This is a genomic window from Streptomyces sp. NPDC096013 (genome assembly GCF_044763565.1).
Lineage (GTDB): Bacteria > Actinomycetota > Actinomycetes > Streptomycetales > Streptomycetaceae > Streptomyces.
Map to the genome: position 1 here is coordinate 748,001 of NZ_JBIWGK010000001.1, position 16,478 is coordinate 764,478.

Below are 16,478 nucleotides of genomic sequence, written 5' to 3' on the forward strand. Positions count from 1 at the left end.
GCGGCGGTCCGCGCACGCGGCGCAGCGCCTTCGGGTGCGCGGACCGTCGTCGCCTAAGCTCCGGCCCATGCGTGTCATGGTCCTGGAGGACGACCCCGAGCTGGGGCCCGTCGTGGCCGCCCGACTGCGTGACGCGGGGTTCGCGGCGGACCTCGCGCGCACGCTGGCCGAGGCGGATCTCAAGCTCTCCGTCCATCGCTACGACTGTGTCGTGGCCGACCGCTCGGTCCCGGACGGCGACTCCCTCACGCTGCTCGCGGCACACCGGCGCGCGGGATCGGTGCTTCCCTTCCTGCTGCTGACGGCGCTGGACGCGGTGAGCGACCGGGTGGCCGGCTTCGAGCACGGCGCGGACGACTACCTGGTCAAGCCGTTCGCCTTCGCCGAACTGGTCGTCCGCGTACGGGCGTTGTGCCGCAGGGAGCAGCCCGCGCGCCCGTCCGTCCTGCGCACAGGCGACCTGGAACTCGACCTCCCCCGGCGCCGGGTGACCCGGGCCGGGATCCTGCTCAGCCTCTCCGCGAAGGAGTTCGCGGTGCTCGAACTGCTCATGCTGCGCGCGGGCGAGGTGGTGACCCGCAGCGAGCTGATCGAGAGCTGCTGGGACGAGGCGAGCGAGCCGATGTCCAACGTGGTCGACGTCCTGATCGGGCAGCTGCGCAGACGGCTCGGCCCGCCCGACCCGATCGCGACCGTGCGCGGGGTCGGCTACCGCCTGGGCGGCGAGGCGTGAACCGCCCCGACACGTCACCCGCCGTGGCCCGGCTGCGGCGCACCCGCCGCCTGATGACGCTCCTGTTCGCCTCGACGACCGCGGCCTGTCTCGTCGTCCTCGCCGTGGTCGCGATCCGGATCGACTCCGCGTCCCGCCGCTCCGGTCTCGACCACGAGGTCGGCAGCCGCGCGGCGGGGCTGTCGCGGGCGGTCTGGTTCGACGCGGGTGTCCTGCACCTGGAGCCGCTGCGCGAGGACGAACTCGCCCAGGGCGCAGAGGTGTTGGCCGTCCTTCAGGCGGCGCCCGGGAAGACGCCGAGGGCACGGAACGTCGTACCCGGGCGGTCATCGCTGCCCGACGCGGACCAGCTGGACGAGGTCTGGCAGCGCGTCCTGGACGAACAGGAAACGGTCCAGGTCAGCGCCTCCGCCGCCCGGGGCGGCCGACTGCGGTGGGCGGCGGCGCCGGTCTGGGACGGCGACCGGATCGGGGCGGCCGTCCTGGTCGGCACGGAGCTGGCGCGCGGCGAGCACGACCACGACCTCCTGGTGCGCTGGCTGGCCCTCGGCTGCACGGCGCTGGTGTGCTGCGCGGCGGCCGTAGGGCATCTGCTGTCCGGTCGGGCGATGCGGCCCGCGCTGCGCGGATTGGGGCAGCAGGAACAGTTCCTGGCCGAGGCCGCGCACGAGCTGCGGACCCCGCTCGCGACACTGCGGCTGGTGGTGGAGCGGAACGGGTCGTCCGACGAGGCGCTGCGGCTCGTGGACCGGTTGAGCAGGCTGGTCACCGGGCTGCTCGCGAGGGCGCGGCTGGAGTCGGGGGCGCAGCGGGTGGAACTGGTGCCGTTGCGTCTCGACCAGTTGGTGGAGACCACGGTCGAGGAACTGCCGGACCGCGAGGGTGTGACGGTGACGGCGGAGCCGGTGGTGGTGCGCGGGGACCCGGATCTGCTGGCGCAGGCGGTGCGGAACCTGGTGGAGAACGCGCAGCGGCACGGCGGCCCGGCCGGTTCGCCGGTGGAGGTCTGCGTCACGCCGGGGCTTGTCACGGTCCGGGACCACGGGGACGGCGTACCGCTCGCGGACCGGGAGCGCGTGTTCGCGCGCGGGGTCACCGGGACCGGTCCGGGCACGGGCGCGGGCCTCGCCATCGTCCGCTGGGTCGCCGGTCTGCACCACGGCACCGCCCGCCTCACGGACGCCCCCGGCGGCGGCCTCCTCGCCGAACTCCGTCTCCCCACGCACGCACCCGCGGCGTCCTCATCCTCATCTCATGAAGGTCCCGGCACGGTGGGCGCATGAACGCATCGCGCACACCGGTCCTGCTGGTCACCACCACCGCCGTCGCCATCGGCGCCGTCCTCGTCGGTCTGAATGTCTACGGCGAGGCCACCACCCCGTCCGCGCCGCGCGTGGCCGTCCGCGTCGACCAGGTCGGCTATGTGCGCGGCGAGACGAAGCAGGCGTACGTGATGGGGCCGGCGAAGGCGCTCGCGGGGGCGCGCTTCAAGGTCGTGGACGCGAAGGACAGGGTGGTCACGGCGGGCAGGCTCGGTGCCGTCACCGGTCGCTGGAACGCGAAGTTCCCGTCCGTGCGGACCGTCGACCTCTCCGCGCTGGACCGGCCCGGCACCTACCGCGTCGTGCTGTCCGGCAGCGCGGCCGGCCGCTCCCCCGCCTTCCGGATCGCCGGCGCGAGCGAACTCATGACCCCGGTGGTCCGGGACAACATCCGCTTCCTCCAGGCCCAGCGCGACGGCGCCGACATGGTGTCCGGCGAGCTGTCCCACGGCCCGTCCCATCTCGCCGACGAGGACGCGACGGTCTACGCCGACCCGCACTACGACGAGGCGGGCGAGGAACTCCTCGACGAGCAGCTGACCCCGACCGGTGTCACCACCGACGTCTCGGGCGGCTGGTTCGACGCGGGCGACTTCCTCAAGTTCACCGGCACCACCTCCTACTCGACCGCCGAACTCCTGCTCGCCGAGAGGGACTTGCCGGACATGGAGTCGCTCTCCGCCGAGGCCGGGCACGGACTGGAGTGGCTGGACAGGATGTGGGACGGCGACAGCGGGACGCTGTACGCCCAGGTCGGCATCGGCGCGGGCAACGACGCCGTGCGGACCGATCACGACGTGTGGCGGCTGCCGGAGGCCGACGACCGGCTCGATGTGTCGCCCGGTGACCCGGACCTCACGATCAAGCACCGGCCGGTGTTCCGGGCCAACAGGCCGGGCGAGCCGATCACGCCGTCTCTCGCGGGACGGGTGGCCGCGGTGTTCGCCCTCGCCGCGCAGCGCACCGCCGACACCGACCCGGACCGGGCGCGGGAGTGGCTGGACAAGGCCGCAGCCGTTTACGACCTCGCCGACACCGACCACGACCCCGGCGAGCCGCTCGTCACCGCCTTCCCGAGCGCCTTCTACCCGGAGGACTCCTGGCAGGACGACATGGAGTTCGCCGGGGCCGAACTCGCCCTGGCCGCGCGGGCGTTGGGCGACGACCGGGAAGCCGGGTGGACCGGCGAGGCGGCCCACTGGGCCAAGGCCTACCTGGACTCCGACGTGAAGGGCACCCTCGACGTCGCGGACGTCAGCGCCTTGGCCCACGCCGACCTGACCACCGCCCTGGACGGCGCGCACAGCAACGGAGTGGGGGCGGCCGACCTCACCAAGGACCTGCGGCGCCAGTTGGAGGAGGGGGTCGGCCACGCCGAGCGCGATCCGTTCGGCGCCGGCGCGGTCTACGACGACTTCGACGCCGTACCGCACACGTTCGGGCTGGTGGCCACCGCCCGCCTCTACGCCGAGGCCACCGGGGACACGCGCTACGACGCGTTCGCGGGACGGCAGCGGGGCTGGGCGCTCGGCGCCAATCCATGGGGGACGAGCTTCATGATCGGCGCGGGTGAGGTCTACCCGCACTGCCCGGAACACCAGTTGGCCAATCTCCGGGGCAGCCTCGACGGGAAGGGCGCGATCCTGCGCGGCGCGGTGGTCAACGGCCCCAACGCGGCCGACGAACTGGCCGAGTTGAACAGGTTCCCCACGATGAGGAAGTGCGCCGCCGCCCCGCCGTCCGGAGCCTGGACCGACTTCGACGGCAGGGGCTCGCGGTACGTGGACGACGTGGGCGCCTGGCAGACGGTGGAACCCTCACTGGACTTCACGACGACGGCGCTGCTGGCCTTCGCCCTGACCGCGCGGGACGAGGAGGCGTAGCAGCCGACCCTCTGAGCCTCCTCAAGTCCCTTTCCACACACCGGGCATGACGGCCAGGCTGGGTCCCATGACAGGAATCACGGGACTGAGCAAGAAGAACACCTTCGTGTTGACCGTCCGGGACTCGGACGTGATCGCGGCGGCCCTGCGCCAGGCACTGGCCGGTGCGTCTCCCGAGGAGCGCCCCGGCCTGGAACGCGCCGTCGCTCTCGTCGAGTCCACGGCCGCCGCCGACGAGGGCCGACTGCACGCTCGTTGGGTACGGTCCCGCCTGGACTCCGTCGGCTTCGGCGGGGACCCCGGCTCGGTCGAGGCGGTGCGGGCGCTGCGCCAGGCGGAGCCACGCCTGAGCCTGCTGGCCGCCGTCCAGTTGCAGAAGGAAGCGGTGGCGCATCCGGAGTGATCCGGCGGCCTCCGGTCACGCGGGGAGTGGACGCTGCCGGATACGAGGAGCCGCTCAGGACGTGAGACAGCAGGACGCACTCAGGCTGGCCAGAGGAAGCGGCCCCAGGCGCCGTAGGAGACGATCTGCTGCCCGTTGAAGCCTCAAGTGCTGCCTTCCACGCAGCAGTTGGTGGCGCAGCCCACCGGGCCGCCGGTCGTGGTGCAACAACCGCCTCTTGCCGCATTGACAGGGTCGCGCCAAGCCGGTTCACTGCCACGGAGACGGGTGCAGGTTTGGACCATTCAGCCACCACTGAGCGCCTTCACGCCCGGTTCGTCCCACCATGAGCCGAGGGCCCAGCCTCGCCCGCCGACCGGCGTCCCCCCATCGTGAAATCGAGGCGAGTTCCGGTGTCCCCACGCAGCTTCGACATCGATGTCAGAGCACGGTTCCTCAGCTTCCTCCTGACGGCCGCCCTCGCGTTCGTCGCACTGGTCCCGCTCACGTTCGCGTCGCCGGCGTCCGCCGCCACCCAGGTGTGCGTCCTGGCCTGCGACACGCTGGACCCGTCGCGGGCACGGCAGGAAACGTTTCCCGTGCCGGACAAGACACTCAACGGCCGGGTCGTACGGCTCCATGTGTCCGACGCGGACGACATGGCATGGGCCAGCATCGACGGCGGCACGACCGGCGACGCGGTGTGGCTGGACCGGTCCTGGGACGGCGGCGCCACCTGGGACGGCCTGCTCGGCAAGGCGAGCGTCCCGAGCACATGGACCGGTACGAGGACGCTGATGTACAACATCACCGACCCGCGCGACCACAGACGCGGCCTGGTCCGGGCCTGCGGCGACGCGGCCGGCGTCGGCTGCACGAACTGGGTCTACCCCACGGTCTGCGACGCCGTCTGCGACGGCACCGGCGCGGCCCAGGCGGCGGGCGACGACCAGCCGATCCCCTCGACCACCCTGTACGGCCGCACGATCCGGCTCCACGTGGACCAGAAGAACTCCATGGCCTGGGGAAGCATCGACACCGGTGGCGCCGGTGACGAGATCTGGCTGGACCGCTCCTGGGACGGCGGCTCGACCTGGCCCGACGGCTCCTCCCTCGGCCGTACGAGCACCCCGTCCGGGGCGACCACGACCCGCACCGCGATGTACGCCACCCGCGATCCGCGCGGCCTCCTCTACGGCGGAGCGGTCCGGGCCTGCGGCCGGGAGGCGAGCCACAACGAGGGCAGCTGCACCGCGTGGTACCGGCCCGTGCCGACCAGGGCACGGGCCGCGGCGGACGCGCTGATGACGTCGTACGACCCCTACAACGGCTGGTGGCCCAGCAGTTGGTGGAACTCGGCGGCGACCCTCACCTCCGTGATCGACTTCGCGAAGACGACCGGGACGCACGACTACGACTGGATCATCGCCCGCACCTTCGACCAGAACAGGGGCGTCTTCCCTGCGGGGACGCGCAGTTCGGACGCGATCGAGGGCGACTTCATCAGCCGGGCGATCGACGACTCGGGCTGGTGGGCCATCGCATGGATCGACGCCTACGACTACACGCACGACGCGCGCTACCTCGACGAGGCGGTCACCATCGCCACCTACATCCAGCAGTACTGGGACACCGGCACCTGCGGCGGCGGTGTGTGGTGGGACCGGGAGCGGACCTACAAGAACGCGGTGACGAACGGCCAGTACCTGTGGCTGACCACCGCGCTGCACCAGCGGATCGCGGGCGACACGGTGTGGTTGCAGCGGGCCAGGACGTCGGCCGCCTGGTACAGGGCCAGCGGGCTGATCAACTCCTCGGGCCTGGTGAACGACGGACTGTCCTCGTCGTGCGCCAACAACGGCTCCACCGTGTGGAGTTACAACCAGGGCCTGGCCATCGGTGCCTTCACGGAACTGTGGAGGACGACGGGCGACAGCTCACTGCTGACGACGGCGCGCACGCTGGCGGACGCGGCGATCAGCAGCCCGACGCTGACGTCCGGCGGGGTGCTCACCGAGTCCTGTGACGTCGGTCCGGCGTCCTGCGACGACAACCAGAAGCAGTTCAAGGGCATCTTCATGCGGAACTTCGCCGACCTCGCGAAGGCGACCGGTTCCAGCACCTACCGGGCCTACGTCCAGAAACAGGCCGACACCCTGTGGGCGTCGGACCGGTCCACGCTCAACGCCCTCGGTGAACGCTGGGCGGGCACCAGCCCGAACCAGACCGACTGGCGGACGCAGGCCGGCGCGCTGGAGGCACTCACCGCCGCCGCGGGCTGAGCGGCGGGGAGGGTCCGCGGCAACTCCTCGGCCACCCCGACCTGTTCGGCCGGCGGATGCGCCGGAATTCGCTTACCACTTATTGACCAGTGGGCTCATGCTGCGGCACCATTTGGTTCAGTGCCGAGCAAGTCCACCGCATGAAGTCGCCTGAGACAGGCTGTCGAAGCGGCACACTACGGCAGCCGAATGTGGACCACTGGTCAAGAAAGTGGGTGGGAATGGTCAGCGGTGAGAGCCGTTGGGCGAAGCGGGAACGCATCCGCACCCACCTCCTCGACCTGGTCGAGGAGACCGGCCCCGGAAGGCCCCTCCCGGGCGAACGGCAGTTGTGCGCGGAACTCGGGGTCTCCCGCCCCACCCTGCGCGCGGTGGTCGACGACTTCGTCCGCGACGGTCTGCTGGTGCGGGAGCACGGGCGCGGAGTCTTCGTCGCCCGCGCCAAGGTCGCCCAGCACCTCGGCGGCGCCGCCCCCGGACAGACCCAGGGACTGGGCGTCGGCGGCGTCGACGGCACCTGGGCGAGCCGCACCCTGGACTTCAGGACCGTCGCCGCGGGACCCCGGATCGCCCGTCGGCTGGGCATCGCGCCCAGCGAGCAGATCCTGCGGGTCACCCGGCTGCGCACGGTCGACGGCGACCCGATGTGCGTGGAGACCCTCCATGTCCCGCACGCACTGGTCCCCGGGCTGACCGCCCGTGACCTGGAGAGCGACTCCTTCTACCGACTGCTCGGCCGCCGCTACGAGATCCTGCTGTCCGACGCCGCGCAGAGCATCGAGCCGACGGTGGTCGACGAGGGGGAGGCCGAGGTCCTCGGCGTCTCCGTGCACACCCCCGCCCTGCTCTTCGAACGCGTGGCCAGGGACGCGGAGGGCCGGGTCGTCGAGTTCACCCGCTCCGTCTACCGAGGCGACCGGTACCGCATCTTCACCAGGCTGTCCCTGGCCGCCCGGCCCGACGGCGGACGCGTCGTCGACGGCTCCTGGTCGGCGGCCACCACCGTCCCCGGCGCCGACACCCTGGTCTTCGACCCCTACTGGACCAACTAGGCACCCCCGCACACCAGTTCACCGCCCCCGGTCCGCCGGCCGACGCGGCGATCCCGCACGCCTTCGGCACTCGCACGTCATGCCCCCCACCAGAAAGGACCGCTCATGTTCCGTCACGCACTCACCGTGACCGGAGTCGTGGCCGCCACGGTCACCACCCTGCTCGCCTGTACGGCCTCGGTCCCGGCCGGCGTCTCCCCCTCCGCCACCTCGGGCGTCCAGTTGCAGACCTGGCTCTACCCCGGATCGCCCGGCGACTCCACCTGCACCGCAAAGAGCGAGTACGCCGACAACAGGGTCAAGAACGGCGCCCTCAACCCCGAGTACTGGTCGGTCGGCGGCAACGGCGCGGTGACCCTGGAGACGACGGCCGACGGCAGCTGCAACACCTACAGCGCGGCCAACGTCGCCGACCTCAAGGCACACTCCACGTACCAGTACCCGACCCTCTCCGGCATGACCACGGCCGACGTCCACGCCCTGGTCAGCAGCAACAGCACCCGCACGGCGGCCGTCACCAAGGTCACCTCGCTCGTCGTGGACGCCGGACTCAGCGGCGTCGACGTCGACCTGGAGGACTACTGGTCCTGGAGCGCCGCCGACTTCACCAACTACAAGACGTTCCTGAAGCAGTTGGCCACCGCCCTGCACGCCAAGGGCAAGCGCCTCCAGGTCGACGCCCCGGCGATGACCGAGGACGCCTCGTTCTACGACTACGCCGCCGTGGCCGCCACCGGCGCCGACGACGTGGTGATCATGGCGTACGACGAGGAGTTCGACACCGCGTCCGGCGCCCGCTGCCTGCCCATCAGCCCCTACGACTGGCTGAAGAAGGTCACCAGGTACGCGCAGAGCAAGGTCACCGACCCCAGCCGCCTTATCATCGGTCTGCCGTCCTACGGCTACAGCGCGCCCGACCCGTGCGACCTCGACTCCGTGACGGGCAACATCCAGTTCAGCGACATGAAGAAGAGCCCCGGCTTCTCCAGCGACCCGGCCACGACGGAGAGCCGCCGGGACGCCTCCTCCGGCGAGATCCGCTGGGTCTCCGGCGGCGTCCTCCACGACTACGTCGACAGCGTGGCGATGGACCGCAAGCTCGCCGTCCTCAAGGGCCTCGGCGTCACCAAGGTCTCGGTGTGGTCGCTGGGCGGCGGAAACCCCTGGTTCTCCAACTGACAGCGCTGGCCGGCCAGTCGCACTGACGCGGCGGGCTCCCCGGAACCCCGGGCGCCCGCCGCGTCAACTGCCGTTACGTCGAGGGCGTGTTGAGCACGTGGTCACGGGACGCGCGGACCTCGGCCCGCAGTTCGGCAAGGTTCACGTCGAGGACCTCACCGGCCCACTTGCGCGGCTGTCCGTCGACGAACACGGCGGTGATGTTGCGGGCGTCCGAGCCCGACACCAGTGTTCCGACCGGGTCGTTGAGCGGCATGTTGTTGATGTCCTCGGCCCGCACGACGAGCAGGTCGGCCTTCTTGCCGACGGTGAGCGAGCCGGTGACGTCGCCGAGCCCGTTGGTCCGTGCGCCCTGGAGGGTGGCGAAGTCGAGGACGTCGTACGTGGTGATGCGCGAGACGTCGCCGCCGGTGCCGTAGGCGGCGTTGACCGCGCGCATCCGCTGGATCGCGAGCAGGGCCCGCATCTGGGTGAACAGATCGCCGGCGAGGGCGACTTCGACGTCGATGCTCAGTCCGGGGCGGATGCCGACGGCGAGCGCCTCGTCCACCGCCGGGATCGCCGTCTCCAGGCCGATCTGCGCGTCGGAGGTGGGGGCCAGCGCGACCGTCGTACCGGACTCCCCCATCGCCTTCCACGCCTCGGTGCTCAGCCCCGTGGCGTGGATCAGCGTCACGTCGGGGCCGAGGATGCCCTGCTCGGCCCAGTTCAGCACGGCCCGCGAACCGGCGGCTCCGAAGACCGCGTCGACGCTGACACCGACGCCCAAGTCGGCCGCGACGCGGGCGAGTTCGGGGCCGTAGGCGAGGGCGGGCCCGGCGATCTCGTCGGTGGCCAGGGTCGCCAGGCGGAGGGTGAGGAGCTGGTCGGCGCTGCTGAAGTACCGGTCCCTGAGACGGGTCAGGTCGGCCGGCCACTGGCGGTCCCACTCGCCGAAGTGCGGGCCCATGGAGGCGTGGACCCCGCGGATGCCGGTGTCGCGGAGGGCCTCGATCGCCGCGTCGGAGTGCTCGCGGGTACGGGAGTTGTGCGAGAAGTCGAGCATCGTGGTGATGCCGCTGTCGAGCGCGGTGAGCGCCGCGAGTCTGGTGCCGGTGTACATGTCCTCGGGGCGGTACACGGTGGCGTACCCGGCGAGTGTGGCCGTCACATAGCCGCCGAGGTCGTCGACGTCGGGCATGATCCGGCGCAACTGGGTCTCCCAGGCGTGCCGGTGGGTGTCGACGAGGCCGGGCGCGAGGAGGGCGCCGGAGGCGTCGACGACCACCGCGCCGTCCGCCGTGAGGTTCGGCCCGATCGCGGCGATGGTGTCGCCCTCGACGAGCAGGTCGCCGTGCACCGTGCCCAGTTGGCGGTCCATCGTGACGATGGTCGCGCCGGTGAAGAGGATGCGGCGGCTCGGGTCGGCGGACCGGCGGCGCAACTGGTCGAGAAGAGCGGCGCCGGTGGTGTCGTAGGCGTGCATGAGGGCCCCTTGTCGGATGGCGTCGGGTGGCGTTTCGGGTGATCCCTGGTTCCGGTCGGTTCCAGGCCGTCCACGTCGGTCACCTCGGCCGGGGGCCGGTGTCCTCCCGGTACAGGACGAGGTGCTCGTGGAAGAGCACGCCGTCGCGGATGTCACCGGTGGCGGTGAACCCGGTGTCGTCGACGTAGTCGATGTGGTCGCCGGTGACGGTGTAGCTGCCGGTGTAGGCGCTGCGGCGGTTGCCTCGGGCCTCGTCGTAGCGGCCGTTCGGGAGGAGTTCCTGCCGGATGTGCCCGTCGGCCGTCACCCACATGCCGACGAAGGGGTGCGGTACCGCGTTCGTGTTCATGGCTCCACGGTCGCGTTCCCGCACACGGGCAACCAGGCCGCGCCTTTCCTGGGTGTCCGGCACCCACCCTGAGCCGGTCAGGAGGACGGGGTCTCCGTCCTGGGGACCACGGGTCCCGCGGCGGCGTCGAAGGCGTGGGTCACCTCGGGCTCGGTGCCGGGCAGGAGCAGCGCGCGGGCGCGGTCCTCGAAGCCCCGGTCGGTGGTGGTGAGCCGGTTGTGGTGCTGGGCGAGGTGCTCGGCCCAGGAGCCGACGAGGTAGTTCTCGATGAACCGGCCGGGTTCGTTGCCGTCCTGGAAGAGGCCCCAGGTCAGGGCGCCGGTGCGGCGGCGGGAGTGGGCGACGCGGTCCATGGCGTCGATGAACGCGGCGCAGTCGTCGGGGCCCACGCGGTAGACGACGGAGACCAGCACCGGTCCGTCGGAGGGGCCGGGCTCGAAGACCAGCGGCGGGGTCGGCCAGTGGTCGGAGAGGGAGGGGTCGATGCCCTCCATGCCGTAGAGCTTCCAGCGGTGGAGGGTGAGCGCGCTGAGCAGCATGACGACCGTGCCGATGAGGAGGGCGGTGGTCAGGCTCAGCCATTGGACCAGGGCGCCCCACACGGGGGCGGCGACGGCCTGGCCGCCCTGGAAGACGAGGAGGTAGACGGCGAGGCCGCGGGCCCGGACCCAGCCGGGGAGGCGGGTCTGCATCGCCGCGTTGAGGGTGGACAGCACGCCGATCCAGGCGACCCCGGCTTGCAGCAGCACGAGGACCGCGACCCAGGTGAGGTGCACGGTCGCGAGGACCAGCAGGACGAGGGCGAACATGATGGCACCGGCGGCCAGGATGCCGTTGATTCCCAGGTGTCGGCGCAGCCACGGCAGTGCGAACGCGCCTCCCACCGCACCGGCCCCGACCGCGCCGAGCAGCAGGCCGTAGCCGCCCGAGCCCATCCCGAGCGAGTCGGCGGCGATCAGCGGGAGCAGCGACCACAGGGCCGCCGCGCCGGGGATGAACAGGGCGGTGCGGAGCAGGACGCGGCGGACGCCCGGAGCGTTCCACACGTAGCGGCGGCCCGCGTACAGCGCGGTCAGGAGCCTTTCCTGCTGGGCGGCGGGGACGGTGGTCTTCGGGCGGTGCCACAGCAGGAGCACGGCGGCGATACCGAGGAACGACAGCGCGTTGAAGCCGAACACCCAGCCCGCGCCGGCCGCCGCGACCACCACACCGCCGAGCGCGGGACCGACGGCACGCGCGAGGTTCATGTTCACCGCGCCCAGCGCGGAGGCCTGCCCCAACTGCTCGCGCTCCACCAGCTCCGGCTGGATGGCCTGCCACGAAGGACCCATCAGCGCGGTCCCGCAGCCGAGGAGGAACGTCAGGACCAGCAGGGGTACGGCGGACAGCGCGTCGGCGAAGGCCAGCACCGTCAGGACCGCCGACACGGCGAACATCGCGACCTGCGCGACGAGCAGCAGCCCGCGCCGGTCGAACCGGTCCGCGAGCACACCCGAGGGCAGTGCCAGCAGCACGATCGGCAGACTCGACGCCGTCTGCACCAGCGTGACCATGGTCGCCCCGTGCCCGAGCAGCAGCCACTGCGCGCCGACGGTCTGCATCCAGGTGCCGATGTTCGAGACGAACTGGGCGATCCACAGCGCCCGGAACACCGGCCGGGCCAGGGGCGCCCAGGCCGAGCCGGACTCCGCGGTCCTCCCCGTCGTCGTACGCGCGCTCATGCTGCTGCTCCCGGGGCGAGTTTTGCGGTCGGTCGAGAAGAAGGTACGGCAGCTCAGGGCGGGTCGGGTCACCAGGCCGCCCTACGCCGGACCCGCCGGGGGACCGGACCGGCGGCGGGTCGGAGGCAGCCGTCGAGCGGGGGTACGCGCCACAGCCGCCTCTTGCCGGCCCGGCGGGCGACGCCGTGCGGCACTACCTCGCTCGCCTGCGCCAACTCGGCGTCACGGCAGCGGAGTTCGACACCAGGCGGCAAACACGGGGCCTTCTTCCCGTCGGCAGCCGGAGCACCCAGGTGGATCGGGCGTCGGCGCCCCGGTCACCAGCCTTGCTGGGGTCCGCCCAGAGAGAGTCCGCAGTCGCGGCGCCAGTTCTCGCCTTCGGTCGTCCAGGCGATGCGGTTGCCGAGGGAGATCCAGACGCCGAACTCGCCGACGGACGGCTCAGTGGTCTGCTGCGTCCAGATGCTGTTCAGGCAGACTTGCACGCCGCAGTCCTTGGACTCGGACAGGCCGCGCCAGCCGCAGTCCCAGTCCACGTTCAGAGACAACAGCCCGAGAACGGAAACCATGTCATCCAGTTCCTCCTCGGTGCAGTCGGGGTCAGGCTCGCTGTAGGGATCGCCGAAGGGCGAGGTCGAATCCAGAGTGAGAGTCAGCTTCTCGGGCAGCGGCCAGAGGTCGATCAGGTTGGGGCGGAGTATCGCGTAGCCGGCGAACGAGGAGTTCGGCTCTTCGTTGTCGAACGTGACGACGGTGCGGCGCCGCAGTTCGTCCAGGCAGGGTCCGACGCCAGGTTCTGCCTGGTTCCCGTGGATGCGGGCGGCGTCGAAGGCGGAGAGGGCGTAGGCGTATTGCTCGGCTGTGGCGACCGGCTCCATTCGGGGCGTAGGGCACGAAGTCCAGTCGGCCAGTTCGCGCGAGATCTCCCGCGCGCGTGCCACCGCATTCGGTGCGTCGGAGAAGGACTCACGCAGTCGGTAGAGGATCGAGGACAAGGAACGCGCCTTTCGAACAAGTGCGGGGCGGACGCGCCCTCACCGTACGTGCCCACCCCCGCCCCGAAACCCTTCCGCCTGGCAGAAGCCGCCTTGCCGCGCCCCCGCCCCCGTCACGACCCTGATTCCAACCACGGCACGCGGGGCGACGGAGCCCCGCCGACAGGGACGGGATCACCCATGCCGCACATGACCGCCTTCGCCAGGAACCAGTGGTACGTCGCCGCCTACAGCCACGAGGTCGGCCGCGACCTGCTCGGCCGGACGATCCTCGGTGAGCCCCTGGTCTTCTACCGCACCGAGGACGACGGCACCGTCGTAGCGCTCCACGACCGGTGTGTGCACCGCCGGTTCCCGCTCTCCGAGAGCCGGCTCGACGGGGACCGTGTCGTGTGCGGCTACCACGGCTTCACCTACGACACGACGGGCACCTGCGTGTACGTGCCGGGCCAGAAACGCGTCCCCCGCACCGCCCGCGTCGCCTCCTACCCCGTGGTCGAGCAGGACGCGCTGATCTGGGTGTGGATCGGCGACCCGGCGCTCGCGGACCCGGCGATCATTCCCCGCGCCTCGCACCTGGCCTCCCCCGACTGGGTCACCGTCAGCGGCATGGAGCCGATCGACGCCGACTTCGGCCTCCTCGTCGACAACCTCCTCGACCTGTCCCACGAGACGTATCTGCACGGCGGTTATATCGGCTCCCCCGAGGTCGCCGAGACCCCGATCACCACGGAGGTCGACGAGGGCGCCGGCGTCGTGCGGGTGAGCCGGCACATGGACGACGCCGAGTGCCCGCCGTTCTACGCCAAGTCCACGGGAATACAGGGGCGGATCACCCGCTGGCAGGACATCGAGTACCACGCGCCCTGCCTGTATCTGCTGCACAGCCGCATCGCCCCGGTCGGCGTGGTCCCCGAGGAGGACGGCAGCGACCCGAACGGCTTCCACACCGAGATCACCTACGCCATCACGCCCTCCTCGGACGGCAAGGTCTACGACTTCTGGGCGGTCTCCCGCGACTGGGCCACGGCCGACGCCGAGGTCACCGAGTTCCTGCGGGGCAACAACCACACCGTCGTCATGCAGGACGTCGACGCCCTCAACCTCCTTCAGAGGACGCTGGGTTCGGAGCGCAGCGGCTATCAGGAGCTGAGCATCAACATCGACACCGGCGGTCTCGCCGCCCGCCGTATCCTCGCCCGTCTCGTCGAGGAGGGCGCCAAGCCCGTGGAGAGGGTCCAGTGACCGCTCCGACCGGCGAGGTCTACCGCATCGACTGGCTGCCGGGCACCGACGTCCTGCACGGCACCTGCCACTGCGGCCGCGAGCACACCTCGCAGGACCCGGTCGAGATGTGGGAGTGGATGCTCGCCCACCCCCGCGGCCACGCGACCGACGATCCGCAGGGAGCCGGCACATGACCGACCACGAGGCCGAACTCGTCGTGGAGAAAAGGGAGTTCGCCGCCGACGGCGTCCTCGCCCTCACCCTGCGCCATCCGCTCGGCGAGCAACTCCCCGCCTGGGAGGCGGGCGCCCACATCGACGTCCTGCTCGGTCCCGGCCTGGAGCGCCAGTACTCGCTGTGCGGCGACCCGGCGGACCGTACGGCGTGGCGGATCGCGGTGCTGCGTGAGCCGGACGGGCGCGGCGGATCGGCTTACGTGCACGGGCAGTTGGAGCAGGGCGACACGGTACGGGTGCGCGGTCCGCGCAACCACTTCCGCCTGGAGCCCGCCCCCCGCTACCGCTTCGTCGCGGGCGGCATCGGCATCACACCCCTGCTCCCGATGCTGGCCGCGGCCGAGGCGGCGGGCGCCGAGTGGAGCCTGCTCTACGGCGGTCGCACCCGCGACTCCCTGGCGTTCACGCGGGAGTTGGAGCGCTACGGCGACCGCGTCACCGTCGCCCCGCAGGACGAGACAGGGCTGCTCGACCTGCCCTCCGTCCTCGACGACGTCCCGGACGGCACCCTCGTCTACTGCTGCGGTCCCGGGCCGCTGCTCGACGCGGTCGAGGCACGGTGTCCCGGCGACATCCTGCGCGTGGAACGGTTCCAGCCGAAGGCCCAAGTGGTGGGCGCCGACAGCGAGTTCGAGGTCGTTCTGGAGCAGAGCGGCAGGACGCTGACCGTGCCGATCGGCGTCTCCGTGCTCGACACCGTGCGCGCCGCCGGTGTCGAGGTGCTGTTCTCCTGCACCGAGGGCACCTGCGGGACCTGCGAGACCGATGTCCTGGACGGTGTGCCGGACCACCGGGACTCGGTGCTGAGCGAAGAGGAGCGGGCGGCCGGGGAGACGATGCTCATCTGCGTCTCGCGCTGCCGGGGGAAGCGGCTCGTGCTGGACCTGTGATCCTCAGGTCGTCGTCGATCAGGGCCGCGGCGGCGAGGAGTTGAGGCAGAAGGTCCCGCCGTACGGCGTCGGCGGAGCACCGGCCGACGGGCATCCCGATGCTCACGCCGGCCACCACCGCGCCGTCCCGGTCCCGCACCGGGGCGGCGACCGCGCGGAGTCCCTCCTCCAGCTCCGGGTCCATGAGTGCGTGCCCCTCGTGCCGTATCCGGTCAAGTTCCCTGCGCAGCGCGCCGGTTGGGCGCCGGGTGGCCAGTTCACCGGCGGGCAGATGGGCGAGGAGCACCCGGCCCGCGGCGGTGGCGCGGGCGGGCTGCCGGGTGCCCACGGCGATGGTGACGGCCAGGACCCGGCGGGCCGCCAGACAGGCGACGTGCACGGCGTCGTCGCCGTCGAGGACGCACAGGGACGCCGATTCCCCTGTGCGGGCGACGAGTTGCTCCAGGTGCGGGGCCGCGGTCCGCGGCAGCGTGGAGCCGGCGAGATAGGCGTAGCCGAGTTCCAGGACGCGCGGGGTGAGCCGGAAGAGCCGCCCGTCGGTGCGGACGTAGCCGAGGTCGGCGAGGGTCAGCAGCAGTCGGCGGGCCGCCGCGCGGGTCAGTTCGCAGGCGCGGGCCACCTCGCTGAGCGTGCGCGCGGGGTGTTCGGCGTCGAAGGAGCGGATGACGGCGAGGCCGCGTTCGAAGGACCTCACGAAGTGCGGTGCGCGGACTGCCGCAGGCATCGTCGCCTCCCGTCGGGCACACGGGGTGCGCCCCGGGA

The 16,478-nt window shown here is 71.7% G+C and carries 15 protein-coding genes; 10 read left to right on the top strand and 5 right to left on the bottom strand.

Annotation, left to right across the window (positions count from 1 at the left end; genetic code table 11):
* Positions 1-67 precede the first annotated feature (67 nt).
* The 7 genes from ACIRB1_RS03365 (at position 68) to ACIRB1_RS03395 (ending at position 8,833) form a co-directional block, all read left to right on the top strand.
* The gene (locus ACIRB1_RS03365; protein ID WP_403464401.1) at positions 68-733 is read left to right on the top strand and encodes a winged helix-turn-helix domain-containing protein; all 666 of its coding nucleotides are present in this window, start codon (positions 68-70) and stop codon (positions 731-733) included.
* Positions 730-2,016: a sensor histidine kinase gene (locus tag ACIRB1_RS03370; RefSeq protein WP_403464402.1), complete on the top strand. Its 1,287-nt coding sequence runs from the start codon at positions 730-732 to the stop codon at positions 2,014-2,016. Before ACIRB1_RS03365 ends, ACIRB1_RS03370 begins: the two co-directional genes overlap by 4 nt.
* Positions 2,013-3,938, top strand: coding sequence for a glycoside hydrolase family 9 protein (locus ACIRB1_RS03375; protein ID WP_403464403.1), 1,926 nt, complete (start codon positions 2,013-2,015; stop codon positions 3,936-3,938). Before ACIRB1_RS03370 ends, ACIRB1_RS03375 begins: the two co-directional genes overlap by 4 nt.
* Positions 3,939-4,005: 67 nt before the next feature.
* Positions 4,006-4,341, top strand: a complete 336-nt coding sequence (locus tag ACIRB1_RS03380; RefSeq protein ID WP_403464404.1) for a hypothetical protein — start codon at positions 4,006-4,008, stop codon at positions 4,339-4,341.
* Positions 4,342-4,733: 392 nt separating this feature from the next.
* Positions 4,734-6,602 (top strand): glycoside hydrolase family 76 protein, encoded by a 1,869-nt coding sequence (locus ACIRB1_RS03385; protein ID WP_403464405.1) that lies wholly within the window; start codon positions 4,734-4,736, stop codon positions 6,600-6,602.
* Positions 6,603-6,823: 221 nt separating this feature from the next.
* Positions 6,824-7,654 carry a GntR family transcriptional regulator gene (locus ACIRB1_RS03390; protein ID WP_403464406.1) on the top strand — a complete coding sequence of 277 codons (831 nt, stop codon included), beginning with the start codon at positions 6,824-6,826 and terminating at the stop codon, positions 7,652-7,654.
* 105 nt (positions 7,655-7,759) lie between these two features.
* Positions 7,760-8,833, top strand: coding sequence for a glycosyl hydrolase family 18 protein (locus ACIRB1_RS03395; RefSeq protein WP_403464407.1), 1,074 nt, complete (start codon positions 7,760-7,762; stop codon positions 8,831-8,833).
* Between the two features lie 73 nt (positions 8,834-8,906).
* Here the strand turns inward: ACIRB1_RS03395 and ACIRB1_RS03400 are convergent, their stop codons facing one another.
* The 4 genes from ACIRB1_RS03400 to ACIRB1_RS03415 form a co-directional block, all read right to left on the bottom strand.
* Positions 8,907-10,298, bottom strand: a complete 1,392-nt coding sequence (locus tag ACIRB1_RS03400) for an amidohydrolase family protein (protein ID WP_403464408.1) — start codon at positions 10,296-10,298, stop codon at positions 8,907-8,909.
* A 79-nt stretch (positions 10,299-10,377) separates the two neighbouring features.
* Positions 10,378-10,647, bottom strand: coding sequence for an Atu4866 domain-containing protein (locus ACIRB1_RS03405; RefSeq protein WP_403464409.1), 270 nt, complete (start codon positions 10,645-10,647; stop codon positions 10,378-10,380).
* Positions 10,648-10,724: 77 nt separating this feature from the next.
* Positions 10,725-12,368, bottom strand: coding sequence for an MFS transporter (locus ACIRB1_RS03410; protein ID WP_403464410.1), 1,644 nt, complete (start codon positions 12,366-12,368; stop codon positions 10,725-10,727).
* A 317-nt stretch (positions 12,369-12,685) separates the two neighbouring features.
* Entirely contained in the window at positions 12,686-13,363 is a 678-nt protein-coding gene (locus ACIRB1_RS03415; protein WP_403464411.1) for a hypothetical protein, read from the bottom strand.
* 180 nt (positions 13,364-13,543) lie between these two features.
* On the opposite strand from ACIRB1_RS03415, the gene ACIRB1_RS03420 reads away from it, so the two are divergent.
* From ACIRB1_RS03420 to ACIRB1_RS03430, 3 genes are read left to right on the top strand one after another with little or no spacing between them, the layout of a single operon-like run.
* On the top strand, positions 13,544-14,608 hold the full coding sequence (locus ACIRB1_RS03420) for a Rieske 2Fe-2S domain-containing protein (protein WP_403464412.1): 1,065 nt from the start codon (positions 13,544-13,546) through the stop codon (positions 14,606-14,608).
* Positions 14,605-14,784: a hypothetical protein gene (locus tag ACIRB1_RS03425; RefSeq protein WP_403464413.1), complete on the top strand. Its 180-nt coding sequence runs from the start codon at positions 14,605-14,607 to the stop codon at positions 14,782-14,784. The genes ACIRB1_RS03420 and ACIRB1_RS03425 overlap by 4 nt, the downstream gene beginning before the upstream one ends.
* On the top strand, positions 14,781-15,716 hold the full coding sequence (locus ACIRB1_RS03430) for a PDR/VanB family oxidoreductase (protein ID WP_403464414.1): 936 nt from the start codon (positions 14,781-14,783) through the stop codon (positions 15,714-15,716). Before ACIRB1_RS03425 ends, ACIRB1_RS03430 begins: the two co-directional genes overlap by 4 nt.
* On the opposite strand, the gene ACIRB1_RS03435 is transcribed toward ACIRB1_RS03430, so the two are convergent.
* Positions 15,667-16,440 (bottom strand): IclR family transcriptional regulator C-terminal domain-containing protein, encoded by a 774-nt coding sequence (locus ACIRB1_RS03435; RefSeq protein WP_403464415.1) that lies wholly within the window; start codon positions 16,438-16,440, stop codon positions 15,667-15,669. The genes ACIRB1_RS03430 and ACIRB1_RS03435 overlap by 50 nt on opposite strands.
* Positions 16,441-16,478: the final 38 nt, after the last annotated feature.